Annotated in this window: 19 protein-coding genes; 4 read left to right on the forward strand and 15 right to left on the reverse strand. The window is 65.1% G+C overall.

Going from position 1 to position 22,975, the window contains the following annotated elements:
* Window positions 1-15 precede the first annotated feature (15 nt).
* Window positions 16-2,364 carry an AAA family ATPase gene (locus tag VAPA_RS23070; protein WP_021009192.1) on the reverse strand — a complete coding sequence of 783 codons (2,349 nt, stop codon included), beginning with the start codon at window positions 2,362-2,364 and terminating at the stop codon, window positions 16-18.
* A gap of 210 nt (window positions 2,365-2,574) precedes the next feature.
* Here VAPA_RS23070 and VAPA_RS23075 point away from each other — a divergent pair, with 210 nt between their 5' ends.
* Together VAPA_RS23075 and VAPA_RS23080 are read left to right on the forward strand one after the other, a co-directional pair.
* Complete coding sequence (locus VAPA_RS23075) at window positions 2,575-2,817, forward strand: ParB N-terminal domain-containing protein (protein WP_021009193.1); 243 nt, start codon at window positions 2,575-2,577, stop codon at window positions 2,815-2,817.
* Between the two features lie 270 nt (window positions 2,818-3,087).
* Window positions 3,088-3,309, forward strand: a complete 222-nt coding sequence (locus VAPA_RS23080; RefSeq protein ID WP_041946209.1) for a hypothetical protein — start codon at window positions 3,088-3,090, stop codon at window positions 3,307-3,309.
* Window positions 3,310-3,477: 168 nt separating this feature from the next.
* Here the strand turns inward: VAPA_RS23080 and VAPA_RS23085 are convergent, their stop codons facing one another.
* The 6 genes from VAPA_RS23085 to VAPA_RS23115 form a co-directional block, all read right to left on the reverse strand.
* On the reverse strand, window positions 3,478-3,882 hold the full coding sequence (locus tag VAPA_RS23085) for a hypothetical protein (protein WP_155248089.1): 405 nt from the start codon (window positions 3,880-3,882) through the stop codon (window positions 3,478-3,480).
* Window positions 3,883-4,076: 194 nt separating this feature from the next.
* Window positions 4,077-4,631, reverse strand: coding sequence for a hypothetical protein (locus VAPA_RS23090; protein WP_021009197.1), 555 nt, complete (start codon window positions 4,629-4,631; stop codon window positions 4,077-4,079).
* Between the two features lie 73 nt (window positions 4,632-4,704).
* Window positions 4,705-5,157, reverse strand: coding sequence for a hypothetical protein (locus VAPA_RS23095; protein WP_021009198.1), 453 nt, complete (start codon window positions 5,155-5,157; stop codon window positions 4,705-4,707).
* Window positions 5,158-5,277: 120 nt separating this feature from the next.
* Entirely contained in the window at window positions 5,278-5,568 is a 291-nt protein-coding gene (locus tag VAPA_RS23100; protein WP_021009199.1) for a hypothetical protein, read from the reverse strand.
* 310 nt (window positions 5,569-5,878) lie between these two features.
* The gene (locus VAPA_RS23105) at window positions 5,879-6,115 is read right to left on the reverse strand and encodes a hypothetical protein (protein WP_051255351.1); all 237 of its coding nucleotides are present in this window, start codon (window positions 6,113-6,115) and stop codon (window positions 5,879-5,881) included.
* 581 nt (window positions 6,116-6,696) lie between these two features.
* Entirely contained in the window at window positions 6,697-7,320 is a 624-nt protein-coding gene (locus tag VAPA_RS23115) for a tyrosine-type recombinase/integrase (protein WP_021009202.1), read from the reverse strand.
* Between the two features lie 347 nt (window positions 7,321-7,667).
* Between VAPA_RS23115 and VAPA_RS23120 the strand changes: the two genes are divergently transcribed.
* Window positions 7,668-8,216 (forward strand): DUF1003 domain-containing protein, encoded by a 549-nt coding sequence (locus VAPA_RS23120; protein WP_021009204.1) that lies wholly within the window; start codon window positions 7,668-7,670, stop codon window positions 8,214-8,216.
* A 422-nt stretch (window positions 8,217-8,638) separates the two neighbouring features.
* On the opposite strand, the gene VAPA_RS23125 is transcribed toward VAPA_RS23120, so the two are convergent.
* Together VAPA_RS23125 and VAPA_RS23130 are read right to left on the reverse strand one after the other, a co-directional pair.
* Window positions 8,639-9,160, reverse strand: coding sequence for a P-loop nucleotide/nucleoside kinase family protein (locus tag VAPA_RS23125; protein ID WP_021009206.1), 522 nt, complete (start codon window positions 9,158-9,160; stop codon window positions 8,639-8,641).
* A 263-nt stretch (window positions 9,161-9,423) separates the two neighbouring features.
* Complete coding sequence (locus VAPA_RS23130) at window positions 9,424-10,083, reverse strand: TetR/AcrR family transcriptional regulator (protein WP_021009207.1); 660 nt, start codon at window positions 10,081-10,083, stop codon at window positions 9,424-9,426.
* Window positions 10,084-10,194: 111 nt separating this feature from the next.
* Between VAPA_RS23130 and VAPA_RS23135 the strand changes: the two genes are divergently transcribed.
* The gene (locus tag VAPA_RS23135) at window positions 10,195-10,890 is read left to right on the forward strand and encodes a DAPG hydrolase family protein (protein WP_021009208.1); all 696 of its coding nucleotides are present in this window, start codon (window positions 10,195-10,197) and stop codon (window positions 10,888-10,890) included.
* 408 nt (window positions 10,891-11,298) lie between these two features.
* Here the strand turns inward: VAPA_RS23135 and VAPA_RS23140 are convergent, their stop codons facing one another.
* The 6 genes from VAPA_RS23140 to VAPA_RS33630 all read right to left on the reverse strand — a co-directional run bounded on the left by VAPA_RS23140 (window position 11,299) and on the right by VAPA_RS33630 (window position 22,705).
* Complete coding sequence (locus tag VAPA_RS23140; protein ID WP_041946212.1) at window positions 11,299-11,688, reverse strand: hypothetical protein; 390 nt, start codon at window positions 11,686-11,688, stop codon at window positions 11,299-11,301.
* A gap of 83 nt (window positions 11,689-11,771) precedes the next feature.
* Window positions 11,772-12,215: an outer membrane protein assembly factor BamE domain-containing protein gene (gene bamE, locus VAPA_RS23145; RefSeq protein ID WP_021012429.1), complete on the reverse strand. Its 444-nt coding sequence runs from the start codon at window positions 12,213-12,215 to the stop codon at window positions 11,772-11,774.
* 55 nt (window positions 12,216-12,270) lie between these two features.
* Window positions 12,271-13,503: an HlyD family efflux transporter periplasmic adaptor subunit gene (locus tag VAPA_RS23150; RefSeq protein WP_021012430.1), complete on the reverse strand. Its 1,233-nt coding sequence runs from the start codon at window positions 13,501-13,503 to the stop codon at window positions 12,271-12,273.
* Complete coding sequence (locus tag VAPA_RS23155; RefSeq protein ID WP_021012431.1) at window positions 13,500-15,692, reverse strand: type I secretion system permease/ATPase; 2,193 nt, start codon at window positions 15,690-15,692, stop codon at window positions 13,500-13,502. The genes VAPA_RS23150 and VAPA_RS23155 overlap by 4 nt, the downstream gene beginning before the upstream one ends.
* Window positions 15,689-17,023 (reverse strand): TolC family outer membrane protein, encoded by a 1,335-nt coding sequence (locus VAPA_RS23160; protein WP_021012432.1) that lies wholly within the window; start codon window positions 17,021-17,023, stop codon window positions 15,689-15,691. Before VAPA_RS23160 ends, VAPA_RS23155 begins: the two co-directional genes overlap by 4 nt.
* 72 nt (window positions 17,024-17,095) lie before the next feature.
* Window positions 17,096-22,705, reverse strand: coding sequence for a tandem-95 repeat protein (locus VAPA_RS33630; protein ID WP_021012433.1), 5,610 nt, complete (start codon window positions 22,703-22,705; stop codon window positions 17,096-17,098).
* Window positions 22,706-22,975: the final 270 nt, after the last annotated feature.

A 22,975-nucleotide genomic window follows, 5' to 3' on the forward strand; every position in this document is an offset into this window, starting at 1 on the left:
GTGGGCGTGGGCGCCTCATGCGCTCGCGACGAGGTCGTTCATACTCTTGAAGTGAGCCGCGTCACTGTGCTCGATCAGGGCAAACAGATCCCTGAGCACCGACGGCGTCTCGGCCAGCATCGACGGGTTGTGCTCCGGATCCGCGATCTGGTCCAGGTGCGAGAAGGCGTGCAGGAACCGCAGGATGCGCGTCTTGGCGGCGTTGTCGTAGTCGACGGCGTCGAGCTGCTTGTAGAGGTCGCCGGTCTGGTGAGGAACCCGAAAGGCGAGGAACGCCTCAAGCAGGCGTCGGGCCATGTTGGGCAGCGCGTAGTACGCCTCCAGCGCCGGCGCGTTGGGCTTCTTGGACTCCTCCTGCAGACGCTTGAAGAGGTAGTGGTACTCGGACTCGTAGCCCTTGAGCAGGGGATCTAGCTCGGAGAGCTTCGCGCCGCGCGTGCCGTCCTTCACCTCCGTGGACAACATGTAGAACCTCGCGGGGTGGAGCACGGCATCCTTCTTGTTCTGCTGCGGCAGCTTGTCGAACCAGAGCCGGACTTGACGGAAGAACGTGAAGTTGTGGGTCAGGACGAACAGCTGGCCCGCCGCAGCCGTCCGGGCCTTCATGTAGCCGAACGCGCTGAAGAGGGAGTTCGCATCGAGGCTGGAGACGGGGTCATCGATGACAACGACGCCGTTCTCCAGATCGAAGTCGGTGCCCTTAAGAGATTTCAGGAAATACAGGAACGCGATGGACGTACGCTCGCCGTCGCTCAGGTGCAGCGCGGGCTGGTCGCCGCGCATGATCTTGTAGCCGTTCTGCTCCACATCGAAGCGCAGTTCGTCGCGCCCGAGGTACGAGGCCAGTTCCTTGTTCAGCTCCTCGGCGGGCCGCCGGTGCTGGCGTACCTGTTGCTCCAGCGCGGCGATCTGCCTTTTGAGGTCATTGGCGGTATCCGTCGCAGTCTTCTGATCGGCAGTCGCGGTGGAGGCCGCGGCGGATCTCGTCCTCCAGTCGGGCAGGGCGCGGAGCAGCTCATCGCGGGCCAGCGACTTTCTCGCGTTAGCGACGATGGTCTCGAAGTTCGCGGTCTGGCGGTTGTGCTCGGTGATCAACTCGCTGAGTTTCGCGAACGCGGTTTGCCCGAGCGCCGCGCCGACGACCGCCATGCCGGTGTACAGGCCACGGAAGAGCGTTTTCCACCCGCTGGCCGGTGCGTCATCAGGCTTGTGGCTGCTGATGAACGGCATCAGCTCCATGCTCTTAAAAGGCTCATCCCGCTTGGCGTGCAGTGCTCGAAGCAGGACATCCAGCGCCGACGACATCATGCTCGCCTGGCTGTTGAGGGACTTGAGCGCCTCGTCGTAGGCGGTGCGCAGGTTGGCGTAAAGCGCCTCCTTGGGCGGGATCTCCAGCGATTTCTGAAACGCTTGGGCCTTCTGGACCTCGGCGATCAACTGGCCAAGCTCTGACTGGAATCGCTTGAACTCGTCGTTGAAGTGATCTTCAAGCTGCTCGACGCGTTCGGGCTTCAACGGGCCGCCGCAGAACTCGCAGGTGTCGGTCGCGTTCTCCCCGGTGTGTAGGGTCAGGCCGGAGCCAACCCAGGTGGCAAGGCTCGGGTTGGCTGCCAGCCGATCCACCACCTTTGACACGACGGAGCGCTCAAGCGCCGCTCGCGTCTTGTTGGTCAGATCAACAAGATCGGGAAAACCCACCGATGGCTCCTCGACGGTGTCCATGATGGCGGCGTTCCTCGCGTCGAGGTGCTTACTCCGGTCGGTTTCCGACAGCATGGCAGGCTCGGGGTTGGCCTGGGCGAGGCTCGCGAGGTCCGCCTTGAAGTTGGCAGCGTTGTAGTTGTTGTACGGTCCACCGCCGGCGACCGTCAGCAGGTTCTTGATGCCCTTGGCTTCTTCGGAGCAGAACGACTCGAAAGCCGTGCTGGCGGTGGCCTCGTCCCCGCGATGCTCGACCGCCTGTTCCAGCGCCGTGTTCAGCTTGATCGTGAGCTGCTCGATCTGCTTTTGCTTCTCGACGCCATCCTCCCCGAGGAAGAACACGGGCGGCAGTTGCTGGCCGGCGGACTCGAAGACGCTGCGGTCGACCGTATCCCGATTGAAGACGCGCAACGCGGGCAGGGGCGCGGTGCCGAAGTCAGCGCCGTTGACGATCGCCTGGTCGACGAGCACTTGCACCTGGCCCTCGGAAAGCGGCTGCTTGCGCTGGAGGTGCCGGAAGATGGTGGACAGCGAGGTCTTCCCCGCACAGTTCCATCCGTAGATGACGTTGTAGCGGCTGAAGTCGTGAAGGCCCGTCGCCGGCCAGCTGAAGTCCCGAAAAATGCGATAGCCGTGGGCCTTCGCAAGGCGTGCAATCCTCATCCGATCTCCCTAGTTCTCCGTCTCGTGCCGGAGCGCCTCTCGTGCTGTAGACGCTAGCCTGCATCGGGGCCGCTCCATGACGGATGGTCTGTCGCCCGCTCGCTTGAGGCGTTCTGGACGCTGATTGTCCCCTGGCAGCGGGGCAAGTGGGCGCGCCCGTGAACGCGGATTGCTCCCCGGGAGCATGGTTTCATCCACACCGGGGCCGCCATGCCCACACCTGTCAGCCTCACCCTGGCTTTGCGCCGCATCGTGCAGGGTAAGGACCCCTGCGAATGCTTCGACCCGGACGAGATGGCCGACCTGGAGGCGGGGCTGCGAGCAGTGGGCCGGGTCATCCAGCCCATCTTCGTGCGATCGATCCCGGGAATCGACCTTACGAGATCGTGGCCGGCGAGCGCAGCTAAGAACGTCTTCGGTGACGACTGCCTGACCACATCCATGATCTTCTAGCCGGCCATCCTGTGGACGACCCCTACGAGATCTGCGACTGAGCCAGGGCGCTGAACCGCCAGATCGCGAGCCGGACGGCGCCCCATCGGTTGAACTTCCGTAGAGCGGTCGTTCGTGAGCGTCAGGACTTGGCCGACTGTAGCCCGTCGTCGTTTCAGAGCTTCGTGCCCCGAGACGGAAATCTTAGCCATCACGTACCCCGCTCGTTTCGTCGGGTGGACTACCCAGGGTGAATAGGAAGCGGGCACGGTACGTTGAGGCTCGCTCCATGTGACCAAGCGTCTCAGCCGCTCGTTCCATATCTCGCCAGAAGCCGCCTCGGGGGCACTCCTGAACACCGCACGCCGCCAGGAGGTCCATGCACTGGACGAGTACTTCCTCGGGAACTTTCTTCTCGACCTCCGCCAGAGCGACATGGTTGTCCGGTATGCCCAATGGCAGGCGCAGGGAAACGTACCGCTTTGCAGAGCGGAGATGCGCGTGAGCCAATGAAAGCTGTTTGATGCGAACTGGGTCGTTCATAACGCCTCCCGGCCACAGCACGGCCGGATTTCGTCGCATTGTGCCGGTACGGCGAACGACTGGTTGTGGCCGAGTGCTGCCAACGGAGCATTCTGCCGCGCTCGCGCTACGGCCCCTTCTTGACCTGTTAGGTCGCCGTCAGTGCAGAATTCCAGGGTCGGTATCTGTTCCAAAGTCCGCTTTGGACGGTCTGCGCAAACGATCCTGATCGAAGACGACGAGGCCACGTCGGAGAGCTACTTCTGAAATCCGCTCTATCAGCGGATCGATGTCGTGTCGGCCAGAAAGGGCGAAGTGGCACAGACGGCCACGGCCATTCAGCTCCAGCGGCTCCTCCGCCCAAATGCATTCGTCGCACCGCTCCGGCGGGAGAGACGCAGAGCGCGGGTAGATCTGCGCAAGCTCATCAATCAATGCATGCAGGCGTCGATCGAGTGGAAGCCCTTCGTTTTTGGGATCGTCGTCATAGTCGAGGATCATTTCCACAGCAGCTTCATCGTCTTCAGACACCGGGGGGACGAAAACAATCATGGAGTAAGGCAAGACAGGGCTCCTCCTTTGACAGGCAATGACCATCTATTCTGGCGTGCGCACCGTACCCGGTGCCATATTGCGCGACCATGCGGGAATTGAACGGCAGCTATCGAGCGCTACGAACTTCCGCTTCGCGCCCATACCTCCTGACCGGATTGTGCCCTTGCACGAACGACTGGTCTTGGCCGAATTCCGCCTTGAGGCTACGTCGTTTCTGATCCCTCAGGTAGGCGCGGTGGGAAGCGCCAGAGTGGCATTCGCGCGCCAAGAGCGAAAGCACAGAACACGACAGTCGCGATGGCACCGACTGTGAGGGTGGTGTCGATAAACGCTTCGAAGCGATGCGCGCGGCCCCATTCGTTTGAAGGATATGCGGCTTTCAAGGCCCCAAGAGCGAGCGCCGACATGACGCCAGCTGCGGCCATCAGCGCAACCGTCGCTGCACCCACGCGAGCAAGGCCAACGGAGATGGGCATCACAACACACGACGCTAACGGCAGCACAAAGATGAGAGACAAGATGAACACGTACTGGGCTCTTTCCATGCTGCCTCCGCCGAGGAGAACCACAAGCACTGACAGCACGAAACTCGCAGCGATGACTGCGCAGTAGCCCTGAGCGATCAAGCGAAGCCCCAATCGCTGGAATGACCGCTTGGCGACGCCGCGAACGAAGGCAGTCGGGAGCACAAGGATCGCGAGAAGGAGCCCCACCCCAAGAGGCGAGCTGAGATAGTGGAAGGCGAAGTCGGGAGCCATGGTCAAGGAGCTATTGTTTGCAGGTTTCTACTAGCTAATTTGAGCTCACCGGGCTATGTCCGGTGCTGGCCGCTTACCGACGAGGGAGGGACAGGTTCACCATGCATAAAACTCCGGCCCGAAACTCATAGTGTGTCCAAAAGTCCTCCGCCTCAACGCGCGCCCACGCCGTTTGAAGACGGAGCGCGGGAATATCCGCATCACCCGTAACTACGCGAAGGCCCATGTCGGTCGATGCATGCTGCACCTCGTCGCGCGTGGCATAAAGCGGAACCCCTAGAAGCCCGGCATCGACTGCCGAGAAGCCATCCACAGGCACGACGTAGCAATGGATGGTCTTCAGCGTTTGCTGCTCGTCAAACCGAATCGCGAAGCCCTCGTCGGCAGCTTCGAGCCAGTATGAATCCGGCGTGCCCTCATGCAGGCGGTCAAATTCGTAAGTGACCGGACCCGCCTGACAGTCCTCCAGTAGCTGGAGCACCTCGTCGTCCTTGAGCTTTTTCCCGAGCAGTTTGGGCAGAGTCATTTTCTTGCGACAGATTTTCCAGGCCGGTCGATGGATAGCGACTTTAGCCGTCGCCGGCCAGGCCGACCGAGCATCCACCCTCAAAATTGAACAGGCATCACGAAGGTCGGCTTATGGCCGCTAGCGCGTAAAGACCCCGTACCGCCAAAGAAACACACACACAGCTATTCCCGTAATCATTCCGATTCCTCCTGCCATCTCAGTCTGAACGAGGAGTTTGCCGGCTTCATTCCTTGCGAAGCCATGCCATGGAAAGACCCGTTCGCGGTCTTCTGGGCCCTGCACTCTGATGAAACCGAGTGTCAAGATGGCGAACACAAGCAGTCCAAAGATATTCGCGATGGCCTCCCCGAAGATAAGGAGGAAGACGCCGGCGACGATGGATACAACAATCTCGGGATTGCTAGGCATTTTCAGCAAGACTCCTTTCGCTGCTCTGTTGGAGTTCTGAGACTACCAGTCAGTGCGCACGGGCTTCGGGAGCTGGAGTCGAAAGTCCGCAGTTGGCCGACTGTAGCCGTTGGGCGCACGCTACCGTAGACCCGATACGGCGCTCTTAAAAGCGTTTTCAAATACCCTGACTGAATCGACGCGGGCGTCATACACGTCTACGCGAGCCTCGGTTAGGACCAACGCATCGCGTGGCGCTTCCTGAGGCAGGTACAGCTCAAACCTCATGAAATCACCCTCCCAAAAAACAGCCCGCGAATACATCGGGCAACTACATCTTGACGTACTCAAAGCCATCTTCCCGGATATCAGCACGCCACACGAGAAATCCGGCTTCAGGCTCGCAGACCAATCTGACAAAAGGCACCGTGTCTACTACGAACACTTCCTCCACCACTGCAACGTCGCCGACACCAGGTTCGCGTTCGTTCATCCAATCCCGTTGGCCAACCCGCTCAAGGTTTACGTTGATCAGTTGGATCCGACTACCTTCCACCAAGCTTGACATCGATGTGTGATTTTCGTGAATTATTGAAGTTTTAGACCTTGCAGCAGCAACGCGAGGCCCTGCGAATGTCCGGTTCTGGCCGACTGTAGCCGGTCACGGCGTTGGAGGTTTGGGCCCAAAGCAGTCCCACGTTTTTCTCCGAAGCAGACGTAGAGAAATACGGCTAATGGAGAGCAGAGTCTCCGCTTTCCATATGTGGGAAGTTCTGATTCACGAATGACTTCACGAACTCGCCGGGTACGGCTGGGAGTCCCTGCACCCTCGCGGCTTCGATGTAACCGAGCCAAAAAGCACGAATCTTGTCGGGGACGGTATCGACGAAACCCATCTGTGTCGCGACTACCTCATGCCATGAACCGCTCGCACCAAGTGTTTGATGGAGCTTGGGCTCAAGAGCGACAAGGACGTCTCGTTGGTCGTCGTCGAGTTCTCCAATAGCATTCAGGATGTAGCAGTCCAAGAGCCTCAAAAATGGGTTGTCGTCGTATCTACTCATCACGTTTAGTATGCTTTGCAAGCGTCCGCTGCTGGCCGCATTCTGCCCTCTCCGGCGCCCCGTTGCCTTGGGGCACCAGAGAAGGTCAGGCTTCCGTCTGTTCGGCTATTTCCAGGGCGTCTTCAACTTCGATCCCCAGGTAGCGCACGGTACTTTCAAGCTTGGTGTGCCCGAGCAACAACTGCACCGCGCGAAGGTTCCTAGTGCGGCGGTAGACCAAGGAAGCCTTGGTTCTGCGCATCGAATGGGTGCCGTAGTCGGCAGAATCCAGGCCGATCTCCTCCACCCAGCCATCCACGATGCGCGCGTACTGCCGTGTCCCGAGGTGTGGCGATGCATGAACCCGGCTCGGGAAGAGGAAGTCTTCGGGACGAAGATGCGCCGAATGAATCCAACCGGACACCGCAGTGCGGGTTGGCTCGGTGAGTTCGAACTGGACCGGTCGTCCGGTCTTCTGCTGGATCACGTTCGCGCGGGCCGCCGGCCTATCGCCATTGGCCACGTCGCGCACTCGTATCTTGACCAGATCGCAGGCTCGAAGCTTGCTGTCGATACCGAGGTTGAAGAGCGCAAGGTCGCGAGTTCGGCATGACAACTGGAGCCGTGTCCGGATCGCCCAGATTTCCTTGAGCTTGAATGGCCGCTTCTGCCCGACGAGTTTGTCCTTGTTCCAGGGGGAGCGCGGTGCAGCGATTGTGCAAGCGTCCATGTCGATCTCCTATGCAGTTTAGGGACCGACACTTTGCGCCAAGGGTCTCAGCTGGGCCCATCACAGACGATCGCTCGTCCAGATTTGGCGCCGCATAGCTGTCGGTGGAACTCGGCGGGTCAAGGAGTCAACGTCCAGTCGAATTCGATCGACGGTTTGATGCCCTCGCAAGCCGCGCGCCGGCGCACCCAGCCGCGGCTAGGAATGCACTGGCGTGGGCACGAGTGCAACGCTTCTCGGTGTCTTCAAACATCCACGTGCTGTCTGCCCCATGATGCAACCGGGCTTGCGGCGTTTGGCGGACGCGGGCCATCGACATCGCCCTTGACTTCACCATCGGAGCCCGTATGAACGACAAACACCTCACCCCAAATGCGACGATCCTGGCAGCCGAAGATCGGCTTCGGCTGGAGTCGCTTCGCAAGCACCGACGCGCCCACCGGCAAGCCAAATCGGCCAAGCCGCCGACGGCTCCCGAGCATTTCCTTCCACGCGAACCGACTCGCAGTCAAAGCCTGGCCGACGCGGTGGCCGCGACCGTAGGGTCGTGGCGCTTCATCATCTTCCAGAGCACGGCCATCGTGCTGTGGATCGTCGGCAACGCGATGACCGGGAACGGCGCTTGGGACCCGTATCCGTTCATCCTTCTGAACCTGCTCCTGTCGTTCCAGGCGGCCTACACCGCGCCGGTAATCATGATGAGCCAGAACCGGCAGTCCGAGCAGGACCGGCGCCACGCCGAAACCGACTACGAAATCAATGTCAAGGCGGAGTTGGAGATCGAACTGCTGCACGAGAAGATCGACCTCCTGAAGGAACGTGAACTGCTGGCGCTGACCGACGCGGTGCACGCCCTGACCCGGCGGATCGAAGGGTTGTCGGCACGCCCGACCTGAGTCGCGCTACGGCCGCGGCTTCCACGCCACGTTGAGTCGTACGACGGGCAGGTCTGGCGAGCCACCGCGTCGTGCAACAGGCGGTCGAGTTCCTTCTTCACCAAGCCGTAGCGCAAGGCACAGGCGCTACGCCGGGGCGAACCCGGGGGGCTGCACTGGGCTGAATGGGAGCATCACATGGCAGTCGCATCGGTCGAACCTGAATCCGGTCTCGCTCCGAGCGCGTGTCGCCACTGCCCTTTGTGGCACCTGCTTCGTGGCGCCCGACACGGGACTTCAATGAAGTCCGAGTTCCACCGCAATGGGTGCGGGCCGAAGATGCGCACGCCCGGACCAGACGGTCGTGAGCACCCGCTTGTGGCCGTATTCTGCCTTTTGCGGCCGACTTCAAATGCGCGGCGGCAGAGCCGACGGCCACATGTTCAACCATAGCGAACTATATTGAAGCCTTCCTCCGCCCCAGGCGGGATGAAATGGCTGGTGATTTGATCGAACTCCGCATCGGTTGTTTGGAACGGGTGTTCCCCCGAAAGGTTGCGAGCACGCAGGCGCGCCTTGCAAACTTCGTCGGGAACCTCCAGGTAGTGCAGGCGATGCGCTGCTTCAGCTTTCTCGAAAAGGCCTCGGGCCCAATTTCTTGTGGTGGGGGTGTTCGAGGGGAAGTCGAGTACGACGGACGTGCCCCCCGCGAGCAGTGCTGCAATGTGGCCCGACATCGCTTCGCGCAATCTACCGGCACAGCGCACGTAATCCGCGAGGGCTTGAATCTCGTTCGGGTAAAGGCGTGCGAGCCAATCGTCCTCGCTGATGAGAACCGTCTTCGGCTGCGCTGCGAGGTGCTTGGTGAGCGTCGACTTTCCGGAAGCGATCTTCCCGCAGATCATGTGCAGGACCCCTGGCAAGGAAGAAGCGGCGGCAGTCCGCGAAGTTTCGGTTTCGAGCATTCCAATCTCCTGTAACTCTGAGGAGCCCCAGGAGACAGAAAAAACCCGCCTCATGGGGCGGGTTGCTTGGCTACTCAGGCCGCGCGCTAACCCACCATCCTTCGGATGGTGCGAATAATGGACGCGAATTGCGAGCAAGCCATGGAGAGCAAGGATAGCGAGTTCCAGAGGTCTCAGCAATCCGTTCGCGTGGGACGCCTATGCACCAAGGTCAGGCCAGAGGTTCGATTCGTACTTCCGCTGTTGGCCGTAACAGCCCTACATTAGGCGCCTGTCGTCACCGAGAACGCCACTCCGTTCATCAGACGAAGCGCTGCCTTGATGCGCGGCGCCGGGTCCCATACCGGCACTGATGGCGTCACGCCCAGCGCCATCTGCCGCAAGGGCTCTGCGACGACCATCGACAGCATCAGGTCGCACACCGCTTCGGGTTCGTTCACCTGCAGCAGCCCGTTCTTGTGCTGGCGCTTGAGCCAGTCGCCGAGCATCCGCCGGCCGCGCTCGATGCCATTGCGTTCATACACCTCCAGCAGGTCCGCCTTGGACGGAAAGTCGGTGGTGAGCAGGCGGAACAGGCCAACCGCGTCGGCCGACAGCACGCGCGCCGCGATCACCCGCAGTATTTCCGCCAGCGCGGGCAACACGTCCGCCTGTGAGCGAACTTCGGTCGCCAGCACGGGCTTGAATTCGTCGGTCCAACTGCGCACGACCAGCGCCACGAGGTCTTCGCGGTTGGCCGCGAACCGGTAGAGCGACTTCTTGGCAAGGCCGGCGCGCCTGGCCACGGCCTCCATCGTCGTGGCGGCATAGCCTTCGTTCAGCAGCAGCCAGGTGGCGGCGGCCACTGCAGCCTCGCCCATCTCGTGCTCGGGCCTTGCCGGCCGCCCGCGTGGCCGGGCGGTGGGTTTCGTTGCGTGTTCCATGCGGTCTTTCGTTGCGGAGCCTTCCGTGGGGCATTATCCAGTTTAACGAAACGACATACGTTTCTTTAATGTAAGATCATTTTTCCTCTTCAAGAAATGATCGGAAAACACATGATCGAGCATCCCTTCCATCCAGAGATTTCCCGCATCGACGACCTGCTGCAGATCACGCCCCTGCGGCTGGAGACCGGCATCTCCCGGCTGCCCAGCGGCTGCCTCGTCGTGGCGGTGCGCACCGATCTTCATGGCTGCACCGGACGTATGCTCGACTGGTGGTTCAAGTTCTTCGAGACCACACAGCACATCAAGTGGTGGCATCCGCACGACCACGTCGAGCATCGCGGCTGGGACAAGCACTGGAAGAAAGGCGAAAGCTACATCGGCGCGTCCATTCGCGCGGTGGAGTCGCTGGCTGATATTCCGCCGGTGGCCGCGCAACTGAAGTTCCACGACCCGCGCGAGCTGTTCGACGCCGAACAGCTCGACCTGGCCTTCGCGCAGAAGCGCGCGTCGGCGGCGGTCTATGCGCGCATCGGCTTTGGCGAGCACATCGCGCTGGACGCCAACGGCGATCCGCAGGATGGGCAGATGATTCACCTGGCCCGCGACACGCCCTTTGGTTGCGTCTTGCGCAGCCGCTTCCTGCTGGGGCAGTCGAGCGCGCAACCGGCGGTCGACCTGCCGGACGAGTTGGGACTGGGGCTGCTGCGCCACTGCTATTCGGAGTTCACGTACCTCTCGCGTTTCCTGCCGTCGCTGTACTACGGCGAGCACGCCAACGGCGAGGCCGCGCCGCTGCCCTGGTAATCGGGCGCCGTGCGTACATACATACGCAAGCCTCAGCTCACTACGCTCTTGAACACAGCGATGCGTGCCATGTCGAAGACCCGACCAGTGGCACGCGCACGTCTAGCCAGGCTGGCGCACACTGACTGCGAAGCTCGTGCGGCGGCAGGTGGTCCGACTCACTCGCAACGCCGACGAACAACATGAAGTCCGGATCATGGTCAAGCCGTGACACTTCAAATCTCAACACCGCCAACTGCCTGACACGCGTCAGAGATCGGCGGAATTCAACACGGCGTACAACCACAGCGCGATGTTGCTCGATCGGAAGAGGTTTCTTCGAAGCCGCTGGGTGCGACGGATCATGGTGCATCTCCCCAAAGGGGCATGCGAACAATCAGCGGCAAAATGCAAATACAACGTGCCGACTCAGCCAGTTTGATCATTTGGCCTCGGGTGAACCAAGTCACCTGGCGAGAAGACGGGCACTGCGGGTATTGGTGCGGCGGTGAGTCTGGGCTTGATCCGCACGACCAGGTGAAGGTCTTCCACCAGTTGGAGATCACCACACCTGGTGCGTCGCAGCTTCACAGCCAGCAGACCTTGTAGCTTGGCGCGGTGCCATTCGGCAGCGTCGGCGATTTCCGTGCGCGTCATGGCTGCGATTCCGATGCCATGTTCCAGTTCGGCGGCCCGTAAGCAGGCTGCGACGCGTTCGACGCTCTTGAGCGTGTGCTCGATCACCTCCAAGCAACGCTCGGCCAACTTGTTCGGCTCATCTGCAGAGTGTCCGTACACGAAGGCTTCGTAGGGACGCACTGCAGGTTTTGCATCAAACGGCACAAGCCAAGGCCACGATTGACCCAGGCGAGGATTCGACGGCCCGATCGCCGGCTGGCAGTTCAGTGCGGGATCAGATCCAGGCATTGCCGACGGCGCCACGCGGCGCTGCGCACGGTTTGGCTGTCGTCGAACACGACTTTGTACTGGCATACGAGGTAGTTGGCCGATTGCGGCATTTGGAACTTGAACTGGTAGTCCCACTCAGTGCCGAGCGCGCCGCGCTGTTGCCTCAGCGCCTGCCCGAGCACGGCGAGCACCTGAGCCTGATTGATCCCGGGCTTGATTTCGCGAAAGCGCTCGGGCCGCGACACGATGCCGTCGCGCAGAAAGGGCTCCTTGAAGTCAGGGCGGCGCGCCTCGACGTCGCGATAGTCCAGCTTGTCGGGGTTGCTCACGGGGTCTACGGGGTTATCGCGCGCCGCCACATGTGTGGCGGCGCCGAGCAGCGCGGCGGCGAGCGCGAAGGCGGCAACGGTGGGTGATGCGTGCGGGGTCTTTTTCATGGCTGGCGTCCTCTTGGGTCGGATGGGATTCTTGGGAGAGATGAGCGCGCGCGAATCAGCGCTCGCGCATGGCTTCGCGCGCCTTGTTCAGCGGCTTGGTCAGGTAGTCCCACACGGTCTTGCGACCGGTGCGGATGTCGGCGGTGGTCACCATGCCGGGCACGATGGGCATGCGGCGGCCGGCCTTGTCGGTCAGTGCGTCGGAGTCGGTGCGCACGAGCACGGGGTAGTACACGATCTCGGGCTTGACCTCGTCGCGCTGCGTGTCGGGTGCGATGGTCACCACACGCCCTTTGAGGCCGCCGTACACGGCGTAGTCATAAGCGGTGACCTTGATCTGCGCCTCCTGCCCGGGCCGCATGAAGGCGATGTCGCGAGGCGAGATGCGCGCCTCGACCAGCAACTGGTCGTCCAGCGGCACCAGGGTCAGGAGCGAGCCGTTGGGCGGCACGACACCGCCGATGGTGGTGACCTGCAAGCTCTTGACGATGCCGCGCACGGGCGAGTTCAGGGTGAGCCGCTCGAGCGAGTCTGCACGCCCGCGCACCACGGACGACAAGGACTTCACCTCGGCATCGGCCTTGGCGAGTTCCTCGCGGCTGCGCACCATGTAGTTCGATCGCGCCTCGGAGATCTTCAGCTCCAGGTCGGCGGCCTGGCGTTGCAGGCGGATGAGCTCGACGTTGCTGGCCGCGCCGCTCACCTGCAGCGAGCGGGTGATGTCGAGCTCTTTGCGCACGAGCGCAAGCGCCTGGCCCAGACCTGAAGCGGTGTCGCGCATGCTGCCCTGCCGCGAGCGGAAGAGCGCGCTTTCGGAGTCGACCAGCTGCGCGTACGCCTTCAGCTCGGCGGGGAACTGAAGGGTGCTGCGCCCTTCCACCTCGGCGCGCAGGCGCACGCTGCTGGCCAGCGCGGCGCGGTAGCGCGCGGCAGTTTCTTCCACGCTCGACTCGCCGCGCGTCGGGTCGAGCTGCGCGAGCACCTCGCCCTTCTCGACGATCTGGCCTTCGTGCACGCGCAGCTCGGCAAGGATGCCGCCTTCGAGCGACTGGATGCGCTGCTCGCGCGAGCTGGGAATCACCTTGCCCATGCCGCTGGACACTTCGTCGATCTCGAAGCACCAGGCCCACACGAAGAACGCGAGCAGAAAGAGCGCGACGAACCACACGACGCGCGCGGAGCCGCTGGCGCGCGCCTCGTCGAAGTCGCCGGCGCCGCCGGGGCCCCACACGGTGGCGGTGGATACCTGCGCAGGCACCGGTGCCTTGGTCAATGTCACGGCGTTCATGCCTGTGCCTCCTTGCCGCGGCCCGCGAGGGCCGTTGTCTCGCGCGATGCCGCCGCGCCTTGGCGCAGCCGCGCCATCACCTGGTCGCGCGGCCCGTCGAGCACGACGGCGCCGCCGTCCACCACGAGGATGCGGTCCACCGCATCGAGCACGGCCGGGCGATGCGTGGCCAGCACCAGCGTGCGGCCTGCGGACAGAGCGCGCAGTTGTTCGATCACTTCGCGCTCGGCCACTTCGTCGAGCGAGGCCGTGGGCTCGTCGAGCAGCAGCACGCTGGGGCGGCGGAGCATGAGCCGCGCGAGCAGCAGGCTCTGGCGCTGCCCGCCCGAGAGGCCGCGCCCGCCTTCCAGCAGCGGATGGTCCAGCCCGGTGGGCAGGCGGCACACGAAGGCCCAGGCGCCGGTGGCTTGCAGCGCGGCGATCAGTTCGGCGTCGGTGGCGTGGGGCGTGCCCATCTGGAGGTTCTCGCGCAGGGTGCCGTGAAACAGGCGCGCGTCTTGCGCGAGCAGGCCGACGTCGCGGCGCACGTCGGCGGGGTCGATGTGGGCCATCGACACGCCGTCGAGCACCACGCTGCCCGCGCGCGGTTCGATGAGACCCGACAGCGCTTGCAGCAGCGTCGACTTGCCCGCGCCGTTGCGCCCGAGCACGGCAATGCGCTCGCCAGGGCCGATGTGCAGCGCCTTCACGTGCAGCGCGGTGGTCTGGCCGTCGTGGCTGAAGGCGGCGTCGCGCAGCGTGTAGTCGCCCTGCACGGCGGGCCGGTGCACGCGCGTCTCATGGGGCGGGTGGTCGACCGGGAGCTTCATGAGCTGATCGAGCGATTCGCCGGCCACCTTGGCCTGCTGCCAGCGGTTGAGCACCTGCGTCACGCCGGCCAGCGGCGCGAGCATGCGGGTCGACAGGATCGACGCGGCCACGAGCACGCCGGTGCTCATGTGGCCGTCCATCACCAGCGGCGCGCCGAAGAACACGACGAAGGCAAAGGCGCCGCCCTGCACGGTCTGCGTCCAGTTGCTCAGGGTATTGAGCAGCGCGCGCAGTTGCAGGCCCGAGTCGGCGTTGACGGCGTTGTAGTGGTTCCACTGGTTCTGGAAGCGCGGCTCGGCCTGCAGCACCTTGATGTCGTCGATGCCCTGCACGGCCTCGACCAGCATGGCGTTGCGCAGCGACGATTCGCGCATGCCCGCCTGGGCCAGCGCACGCAGGCGCGGCTGCGCCAGCAGGCTGGGCACGAGCAGCAGCACGCACGCGGCCAGCGGCACGAGCACGAGCCAGCCGGCAATGAACCAGAAGAGCACGCAGAACACGAAGAAGAACGGCAGGTCGGCCACGGCCGCCACGGTGGTCGACGTGAGCATTTCCCGCACGGGCTCCAGCTCGCGCAGCTGCGAGATGAAGGTGCCGGTGGCGCGCGGGCGCGCCGAGCCGCGCACGCGCAGCGCGTGGCCGAACACGCGGTCAGAAATGCGCAGGTCGGCGCGCTTGCCCACCACGTCGGTGATGCGCATGCGCGCGCCGCGCATGACCCAGCTGAACGCAATGGACAGCAGCACGCCGCCGAACAGCACATGCAGCGTGGGCAGCGACTGCGCGGGCACCACGCGGTCGTACACCTGCATCGAGAACAGCGTGCCAGCCAGCGCCATCAGGTTGTAGGCGAGCGATGCGACGAGGATGTGGACATAGGGCCGCCAGTCCGCCAGCACGATCTGGCGCAGCCAGTGCGGCTCGACGGGGCGGATGTAGGTGTCCACGCGCGAGTCGGGCGCGGACTGCGCGGGCCGCAGCACGGCCATGGCTTCGAGCGCGGGCTGCAGCTCGTCGATCGTGCAGACAGTTTCTGCGCCCTGGTCGCCACCGAGCATCACGCGCAGGCCCTGCGCCGAGATGGCGGTGACCACGGCCACCTGTCCGTCGCGCAGCTGCAGCACCACGGGCAGCCGCCAGGGGCTCAGGGTGTCCAGGCGCGGCGCGACCTGGCGCACGGTGAGTCCGGCCTGGCGGGCCATCTGGCGCACGCGCTCGCCGAGGTCTTCGTGGTCGCTCCACGCGGCGGCACCGCGGATGCGCTCGCGCGAGGTGTCCAGGTGGTAGTGGGCGGCCACGGCCAGCACGGCGTCGACCCAGCCGGCGAGCAGCTCGGGGCCGCGCGCGGCAGAAAGCTCGGGCATCGTGGTGGCGGTCATGGCCGGCCTCCGGCCACGAGGTCGCCCGCATCGACCAGCCCGAAGGCTTCGCGCAGGCGGCCCGACTGGTACAGGCACTCGACTGCGAGCCGCTGCACTTCGTGCGCGCTCTCGGCCTGTTCGAAGCGCGCGCCGTGGAACTCCTGCTCGGCATTGAGCAGGTCGAGCAGCGAGCGCGTGCCCAGCTGCAAGTACTGCTCGCGGTACAGGTCGCGCGTGCGCTGCGTGCTGTGCACGCGCGCGGCGAGCACGGGCAGGCGCTGCGCGTGGCCTTGCGATTGCACGCGCGCGTCTTCGAGCCGCTGCCGCACGCTCAGCTGTGCATAGCCCAGCGCGGCCTCGGCCGCCTCGACGGCGTGCGCGGCGGCGCGCTGGCGGGCCTGGCTGCGCCCGCCTTCGTACAGCGGCGCACTGAAGTTCACGGTGAGCGTGCTTTCGGTGGCGGACTGGCCGGCAAGCCGCGCGCCGGATTCGAGCCCCCGGTTGACGCCGGCGTTCAGCGACAGCGTGGGCAGCAGTTGCGCATCGGCACCGCGCAGCGCGGCCTGTGCCATGTCGCGCTCGGCCTGTGCCATCTGCACGGTCGGTGCGGGCAAGGCCGTCTGCGGGTGCGCGGCGCAGGCGCTCGCGAGCGGCGCCGACGCTTCGCCGGCAATGTCGACCGGCATGCGGCCCTGGGTCAGATGCATGAGGTTGAGGCGCCAGCGCTCGGCCTGGGACGCGGTGTTGAGTTGCTGGGCACGCGCGGCCTCCAGGCGCGACTGCGCCTGCGCCACGTCCGACTGGCTGGTCGCGCCCTTGGCCTGGCGCTCGCCCACCAGGCCGGCCAGCGACTGCACGCCCTTCACCTGGGCCTGCGCGATTTCGCCGAGCGCCTGCTGGCGATGCACTTCGATCCACGCCTGGGCGGTGTCGCGCACCACGTCGTCGACCGCCAACAGCAGCTTGGCGCGCGCGGCCGTGGCCGAGGCTTCGGCCTCGTTCACGGCGCTCGACACCTTGCCGAAGTCGTACAGCATCTGGGTCACCGACAGCGAGGCCTGGTGCACCTGGCGGCGCCCGTCGGTCTGCAGCTGGCGGTTGCCCGTGCGTGCGCTGAGGCCCGCGCTGACCTGCGGGTAGTAGCCCGAGCGCGCGTCCGCAATGCCCTCGCCCGCCTGCAGCGCTTGCCCGACGGCGTTGCGCACGGTCGGGTGCGATGTGGCGGCCAGGCGCACCGCCTCGGTCATGCCCAGCGGGGTGGCGGCGCTCGCTTGCGCAAACGCCCCCGTTCCGGCGAGCAGCAAGAAAAGGCCCGCGGCGGCGGACGGAAGAAGACGGGAAGCAGACATGCGTAAGAACGTGCGGACAGCGTGTGGACCACCAGGTGTCGGCGCCGCAAGCGGCGCCGACGCCCCGGTCGGTCAGTGGTGAAGCGCGAGGCCCATGTGAAGCTCGTCGTCGAGCGAAGGGGCCACGGGCGGTGCGTAGGCCGTGAGCGAGTCGGCCGATGACGCCAGGGCCAGCCCCGTGGGCGATGCCTGCGTGCTCGCGAAGGCCGGCGGGAACGCGGCCTGCAACAGCGCCTGCAGCGACTCGGCCGCGTTGTAGGCATGCAGCATGTCGGACAGCTGCGTGCCCCCCCACGGGCTGTCGGCGAAGGGGAAATGCGGCGCATCTTGCGGTTGCTGCTGCTCGAGCGACACCGTCACATCCTCGACGCCGGCCAGACCCAGCGAGTCGGCCGAGGTGAAGAGCGCTGCCGCCCCCGCCGCACCGGCTGCGGGCGTGTAGTTGACGTGCAGCGTCTGCGTGGCCGCGTTGCTCGCATCGCCGTCGCGGTCGACCACCTGGTAGCTGAGCGTCTCGTCGTAGTTCCGCGAGCCGCTGGTGCGCGGTGCCACCTGGTAGCTGAACTCGCCCGAGTCGAAGTCCACGACCAGCTTGCCGCCCTGCGCCGTGGCGATGGTGACCTGGTGCGTCGCCGCGTCGTAGCTGTAGTCGCTGCCGGCGGCGGGGCCGGTCTTGGTCATCAGGCCCGTGCTGCTGTCGAAGGCGTAGGTGGTGCCGTCGATGCTCAGCTCGGACACATGGCCGCCGTCGGCGCCGAAGCCCGACGAGCCGCCGAGGCCGCCGGTCAGCAGGTTGCTGACCGTGGGCGGCACGCTGATCGTGCCTTGCAGCATGTCGTTCAGCTGGCTCGTGTCGGTGACGATCTGGCCGTTGGTGTTCGTGCCGGTGCTGCCGTTGTAGGCGATGGGGTCGATGAAAGCCTGTGCCGCCGCGTTCAGGCTCGAGCCCAGGCCCAGTGCGAACGAGTTGATCTGGTGGGTGCTGAGGAAGTTCGTCCAGATCGCTTCTTCCCCGGCCTGGATGCCCCTGTCGGCCGTACTGCTGTTGCTGCTGTTCGCCAACTGCTCCGTGTTGCCGTCGCCCAGGGTCGGCTCGCCGTCCGTGAGGAAGTAGGACACGTTCTGGGCCCCGTCGAGCTTGCCGGTGGCCGAGAAGCCGTTCATCGCCGCAGCCAGGGCCGCATCGTAGTTGGTGCTGCCGGAAGCCTGCAGGTTCTGCACCAGCGCCTTGGCTTCGGCCGCCGTCATCCAGGCCTGCTGCGACGCCCCGGTCGTGCTGAAGGTGACGAGCTGCACCCGCACGTCGCCGTACAGGTCGTAGCCGTCGATCAGATTCTGGACCGCCTCTTTCGCGCGGCTGAGGCGTGTCGGGGTTTCCTGCCCCATGCTCCCGGAAAGGTCCAGGATCACCATGAGGTTGGTATCGATCGGCGCCACGTCGACGGCCTGTTCGCCGCTCACGAGCACCGGCGCATCGTCCTTGACGGGCACATCGAAGCCCACCGGCGCGCCGCTGGCCTGGCCATCGCTCACCACGGCTTCGAAGTGCAGGTTCGACACGCCCTCGCCGTTGCCCGGCGGATGGTCGATCGGCGCCTTCAGCGTGACGGTGTAGCCCGCCTCGAACTGCCCCGTGCCGGTGGCAGCGACATTGCCCACCGCCACGGTCATCACCTCGGTGGTGACGCCGCCGACGGTGACGCTGCCCGTGAGCGTGTGCGTGTCCGCGTCCCAGGTCCACGACACCGGCTGGCCGCCGGAGGTGACGCCGTTGGGGCCACTCAGCGACACCGACAGGTCGCTGGCCGCGCTGTCCGGGTCCGCGATGGAAATGGTGCCGGTCGATTGCAGCGGCGGCTCTCCCGCAGCCGGAATGCCGCCGGGCAGGCTGCCTTCGGAGACAGCCTCGGGCGCAGTCACCGTGGCCGATGGCGCGTCGTTCACCGGGTTGACGGTCACGTTCACCGTGCTGGTGGTCGTGCCGCCATGGCCGTCGCTCACCGTGACCGTGAAGCTGTCGGTGCCGTTGAAGTTCGGGCCGGGAACATAGGTGTAGGTGCCGTCGGCGTTGACCGTCACCGTGCCGTGCGATGGGTTGCTGCCCTTCACGTAGGTCAGCGTGTCGCCGTCGACGTCGCTGCCGACGATCTGGCCGCTGACGGGCGTGTCTTCGTCCGTGGTCTTGGTGTCGTCGGGCGCCGTCGGCGCTTCATTGAGGTTCTGCTCGTTGAGCGTGACGGGGATGTTCGTCGTGACCGTGCCGTCGCTCGCGCCGACCACCAGCGCGTGGGCGTTGGCGCCCGCCTCGTAGTCGTTCACGAACGCCGCAGCGCCCGCCGGCGTGAGGCTGATCTCGCCCGTGACCGGGTCGATGGCGAAGTAGCCATCGTCGTTGCCCGAGAGGATGCTGTAGGTGACGGTCGCGCTGTCGACGTCGGTGGCGCGGACCCTGCCGAGCACGGCGCCTGCAGGCCGGTTCTCGTCGTAGCCGAAGACGTAGCCGTCTGTCGTGTTCACCGGCGTGCCGCCGCCGTCGACGAACACGGGGGCGTCGTTGACGGGGTTGACGGTCACGGTCACGGTGCTCGTCGTCGTGCCGCCGTGGCCGTCGCTCACCGTGACGGTGAAGCTGTCCGTGCCGTTGAAGTTCGGGCCAGGAACATAGGTGTAGGTGCCATCGGCATTGACCGTGACCGTGCCATGCGATGGGTCGGTGCCCTTCACGTAGGTCAGCGTGTCGCCGTCGACGTCGCTGCCGACGATCTGGCCGCTGACCGGCGTGTCTTCGTCCGTGGTCTTGGTGTCGTCGGGCGCCGTCGGTGCGTCGTTGATGTTCTGCTCATTGAGCGTGACGGGGATGTTCGTGGTGACCGTGCCGTCGCTCGCGCCCACCACCAGTGCGTGCGCGTTGGCGCCTGCCTCGTAGTCGTTCACGAAGGCTGCGGCGCCCGCCGGCGTGAGGCTGATCGCGCCCGTGACCGGGTCGATGGCGAAGTAGCCGTCGTCGTTGCCCGAGAGGATGCTGTAGGTCACGGTCGCGCTGTCGACGTCGGTGGCGCGGACCGTGCCGAGCACGGTGCCTGCGGGCCGGTTCTCGTCGTAGCCGAAGACGTAGCCGTCTGTCGTGTTCACCGGGGTGCCGCCACCGTCGACGAACACGGGGACGTCGTTGACGGGGTTGATGGTCACGGTCACGGTGCTGGTGGTCGTGCCACCGTGGCCGTCGCTCACCGTGACGGTGAAGCTGTCGGTGCCGTTGAAGTTGGCGCCGGGCGTGTAGGTGTACGTGCCGTCGGCATTGACTGTGACCGTGCCATGCGACGGATCACTGCCCTTCACGTAAGTCAGCGTGTCGCCATCAGCATCGCTTCCGATGATTTGGCCGCTGACGGGCGTGTCTTCGTTCGTCGTCTTGGTGTCGTCGGGCGCCTTCGGTGCGTCGTTGATATTCTGCTCATTGAGCGTGACGGGAATGTTCGTCGTGACCGTGCCATCGTTCGCGCCGACCACCAGCGCGTGCGCGTTGGCGCCCGCCTCGTAGTCGTTCACGAACGCCGCAGCGCCCGCCGGCGTGAGGCTGATCTCGCCCGTGACCGGGTCGATGGCGAAGTAGCCGTCGTCGTTGCCCGAGAGGATGCTGTAGGTCACGGTCGCGCTGTCGACGTCCGTGGCGCGGACCGTGCCGAGCACGGTGCCTGCAGGACGGTTCTCGTCGTAGCCGAAGACGTAGCCGTCCGTCGTGTTCACCGGCGTGCCGCCGCCGTCGACGAACACGGGGGCGTCGTTCACCGGGTTGACGGTCACGTTCACCGTGCTGGTGGTCGTGCCACCGTGGCCGTCGCTCACCGTGACGGTGAAGCTGTCGGTGCCGTTGAAGTTGGCGCCGGGCGTGTACGTGTAGGTGCCGTCGGCGTTGACCGTCACCGTGCCGTGGGCCGGGTCGCTGCCCTTCACGTAGGTCAGCGTGTCGCCGTCGACGTCGGTGCCGATGACCTGGCCGCTGACGGGCGTGTCTTCGGGCGTGGTCTTGGTGTAGTCCGGGACCGTGGGCAGATCGTTCACCGGGTTGACCGTCACGTTCACGGTGCTCGTCGTCGTGCCGCCGTGGCCATCGCTCACCGTGACGGTGAAGCTGTCCGTGCCGTTGAAGTTGGCGCCGGGCGTGTACGTGTAGGTGCCGTCGGCGTTAACCGTCACCATGCCGTGGGCCGGGTCGCTGCCCTTCGTGTAGGTCAGCGTGTCGCCATCGGCATCGCTTCCGATGATCTGGCCGCTGACGGGCGTGTCTTCGTCCGTGGTCTTGGTGTCGTCGGGCGCCGTCGGTGCGTCGTTGATATTCTGCTCGTTGAGCGTGACGGGGATGTTCGTGGTGACCGTGCCGTCGCTCGCGCCGACCACCAGTGCGTGCGCGTTGGCGCCTGCCTCGTAGTCGTTCACGAACGCCGCAGCGCCTGCCGGCGTGAGGCTGATCGCGCCCGTGACCGGGTCGATGGCGAAGTAGCCGTCGTCGTTGCCCGAGAGGATGCTGTAGGTCACGGTCGCGCTGTCGACGTCGGTGGCGCGGACCGTGCCGAGCACGGTGCCTGCGGGCCGGTTCTCGTCGTAGCCGAAGACGTAGCCGTCTGTCGTGTTCACCGGGGTGCCGCCACCGTCGACGAACACGGGGACGTCGTTGACGGGGTTGATGGTCACGGTCACGGTGCTGGTGGTCGTGCCACCGTGGCCGTCGCTCACCGTGACGGTGAAGCTGTCGGTGCCGTTGAAGTTGGCGCCGGGCGTGTAGGTGTACGTGCCGTCCGGGTTGACCGTCACCGTGCCGTGGGCCGGGTCGCTGCCCTTCACGTAGGTCAGCGTGTCGCCGCTGTCCATGTCGCTGCCGGTCACACGGCCGCTCACGGGCGTGTCTTCGTTCGTGGTCTCGGTGTAGTCGGGCGCCGTGGGCGCGTCGTTGACGGGCGAGACGGTCACGGGCACCGTCACGGTGGTGGTGCCGCCCCTGCCGTCGCTGACGGTCACTTCGAAGCTGTCGGGACCCTCGTAGCCGGGGTTGGGCGTGTAGAGGAACTGGCCGGTGGACGGGTCGACGGTGACGGTGCCGTGCTCGGGGCCCTTGGCGACGGTGAAGTTCAGCGTGTCGCGGTCCGGGTCGGTGGCCTGCACTTGCCCGGAAATGGGCTTGTCCTGCTCGGTGGCGACGGGCTCGGCCTTGCCTTCGGGGCCGCGGTTCTGCGGCGGGAGCAGCGGCGGAATGAAGGCCGGGCCGCCACCGCCGCCGCCGCCACCACCGCTCGCGGCGGCACCGACACCCAGCACGCCGAGCGCACCCAGCAGCCAGCCGGGCACACCGTCGGGCAGCAGCGCGGCGCCGGCGTCGTTCCATTCGATTTCGGTGAAGTGGAAGTCTTTCCAGGGCGCGGTGTACTGGCCCCACCACTGCACGCCGGCGCCGTCTTCGAGCACGAGGTCGTTGCGGCCGCCGTCAGGGTACTCGGCGAAGAAGCCCCGCACGGCGACTTCCTGGCCGCCCTGCAACACGAGCACCAGGTCGCCGCCGCGACGCTCGAACCTGAGCACGCTCTCGGGCGCGATCTTCAGTGACACGATCGATGGGCGATCCAGAACCAGAGGGGCGTCTGCCGCCGCTTTGCGGGATGCGCCACCAGACTTGTAAACAGCTTCCATGATTTGTCCTTGCTTCTTGACTTCAGACCCCGGGGCGCCTTCGTCCTGGACGAACAACCTGGGTCGCACATTGGGGAAATCTCGAGTGCCGGGGCTCTCGAGGACTCGCCGGCAGGACCCGACCGGGGTCACGCGGCTTGCGCTTGCACGAGGCGGGATTCTTGGTGCGGGGGGCGAGCCGGGCTTTTGCCGGAGAGGTCGCCGCTTTTGCCGTATCGGACAACCGTTTACAAAGGTATCCAAACGTCAATTACTTCACACAAATTGCGA

The organism is Variovorax paradoxus B4 (genome assembly GCF_000463015.1).
GTDB classification, from domain to species: domain Bacteria; phylum Pseudomonadota; class Gammaproteobacteria; order Burkholderiales; family Burkholderiaceae_C; genus Variovorax; species Variovorax paradoxus_E.

What these genes read in the sequence shown, in the direction of transcription:
- VAPA_RS23155 (WP_021012431.1), bottom strand. Translation starts at nt 15,692, where the DNA reads ATGACCGCCACCACGATGCCCGAGCTTTCTGCCGCGCGCGGCCCCGAG.
- VAPA_RS23070 (WP_021009192.1), bottom strand. Translation starts at nt 2,364, where the DNA reads ATGAGGATTGCACGCCTTGCGAAGGCCCACGGCTATCGCATTTTTCGG.
- VAPA_RS23130 (WP_021009207.1), bottom strand. Translation starts at nt 10,083, where the DNA reads ATGGAACACGCAACGAAACCCACCGCCCGGCCACGCGGGCGGCCGGCA.
- VAPA_RS23125 (WP_021009206.1), bottom strand. Translation starts at nt 9,160, where the DNA reads ATGCTCGAAACCGAAACTTCGCGGACTGCCGCCGCTTCTTCCTTGCCA.
- VAPA_RS23075 (WP_021009193.1), top strand. Translation starts at nt 2,575, where the DNA reads ATGCCCACACCTGTCAGCCTCACCCTGGCTTTGCGCCGCATCGTGCAG.
- VAPA_RS23095 (WP_021009198.1), bottom strand. Translation starts at nt 5,157, where the DNA reads ATGACTCTGCCCAAACTGCTCGGGAAAAAGCTCAAGGACGACGAGGTG.
- VAPA_RS33630 (WP_021012433.1), bottom strand. Translation starts at nt 22,705, where the DNA reads ATGGAAGCTGTTTACAAGTCTGGTGGCGCATCCCGCAAAGCGGCGGCA.
- VAPA_RS23115 (WP_021009202.1), bottom strand. Translation starts at nt 7,320, where the DNA reads ATGGACGCTTGCACAATCGCTGCACCGCGCTCCCCCTGGAACAAGGAC.
- VAPA_RS23100 (WP_021009199.1), bottom strand. Translation starts at nt 5,568, where the DNA reads ATGCCTAGCAATCCCGAGATTGTTGTATCCATCGTCGCCGGCGTCTTC.
- VAPA_RS23160 (WP_021012432.1), bottom strand. Translation starts at nt 17,023, where the DNA reads ATGTCTGCTTCCCGTCTTCTTCCGTCCGCCGCCGCGGGCCTTTTCTTG.
- VAPA_RS23105 (WP_051255351.1), bottom strand. Translation starts at nt 6,115, where the DNA reads ATGTCAAGCTTGGTGGAAGGTAGTCGGATCCAACTGATCAACGTAAAC.
- VAPA_RS23135 (WP_021009208.1), top strand. Translation starts at nt 10,195, where the DNA reads ATGATCGAGCATCCCTTCCATCCAGAGATTTCCCGCATCGACGACCTG.
- bamE (WP_021012429.1), bottom strand. Translation starts at nt 12,215, where the DNA reads ATGAAAAAGACCCCGCACGCATCACCCACCGTTGCCGCCTTCGCGCTC.
- VAPA_RS23090 (WP_021009197.1), bottom strand. Translation starts at nt 4,631, where the DNA reads ATGGCTCCCGACTTCGCCTTCCACTATCTCAGCTCGCCTCTTGGGGTG.
- VAPA_RS23150 (WP_021012430.1), bottom strand. Translation starts at nt 13,503, where the DNA reads ATGAACGCCGTGACATTGACCAAGGCACCGGTGCCTGCGCAGGTATCC.
- VAPA_RS23120 (WP_021009204.1), top strand. Translation starts at nt 7,668, where the DNA reads ATGAACGACAAACACCTCACCCCAAATGCGACGATCCTGGCAGCCGAA.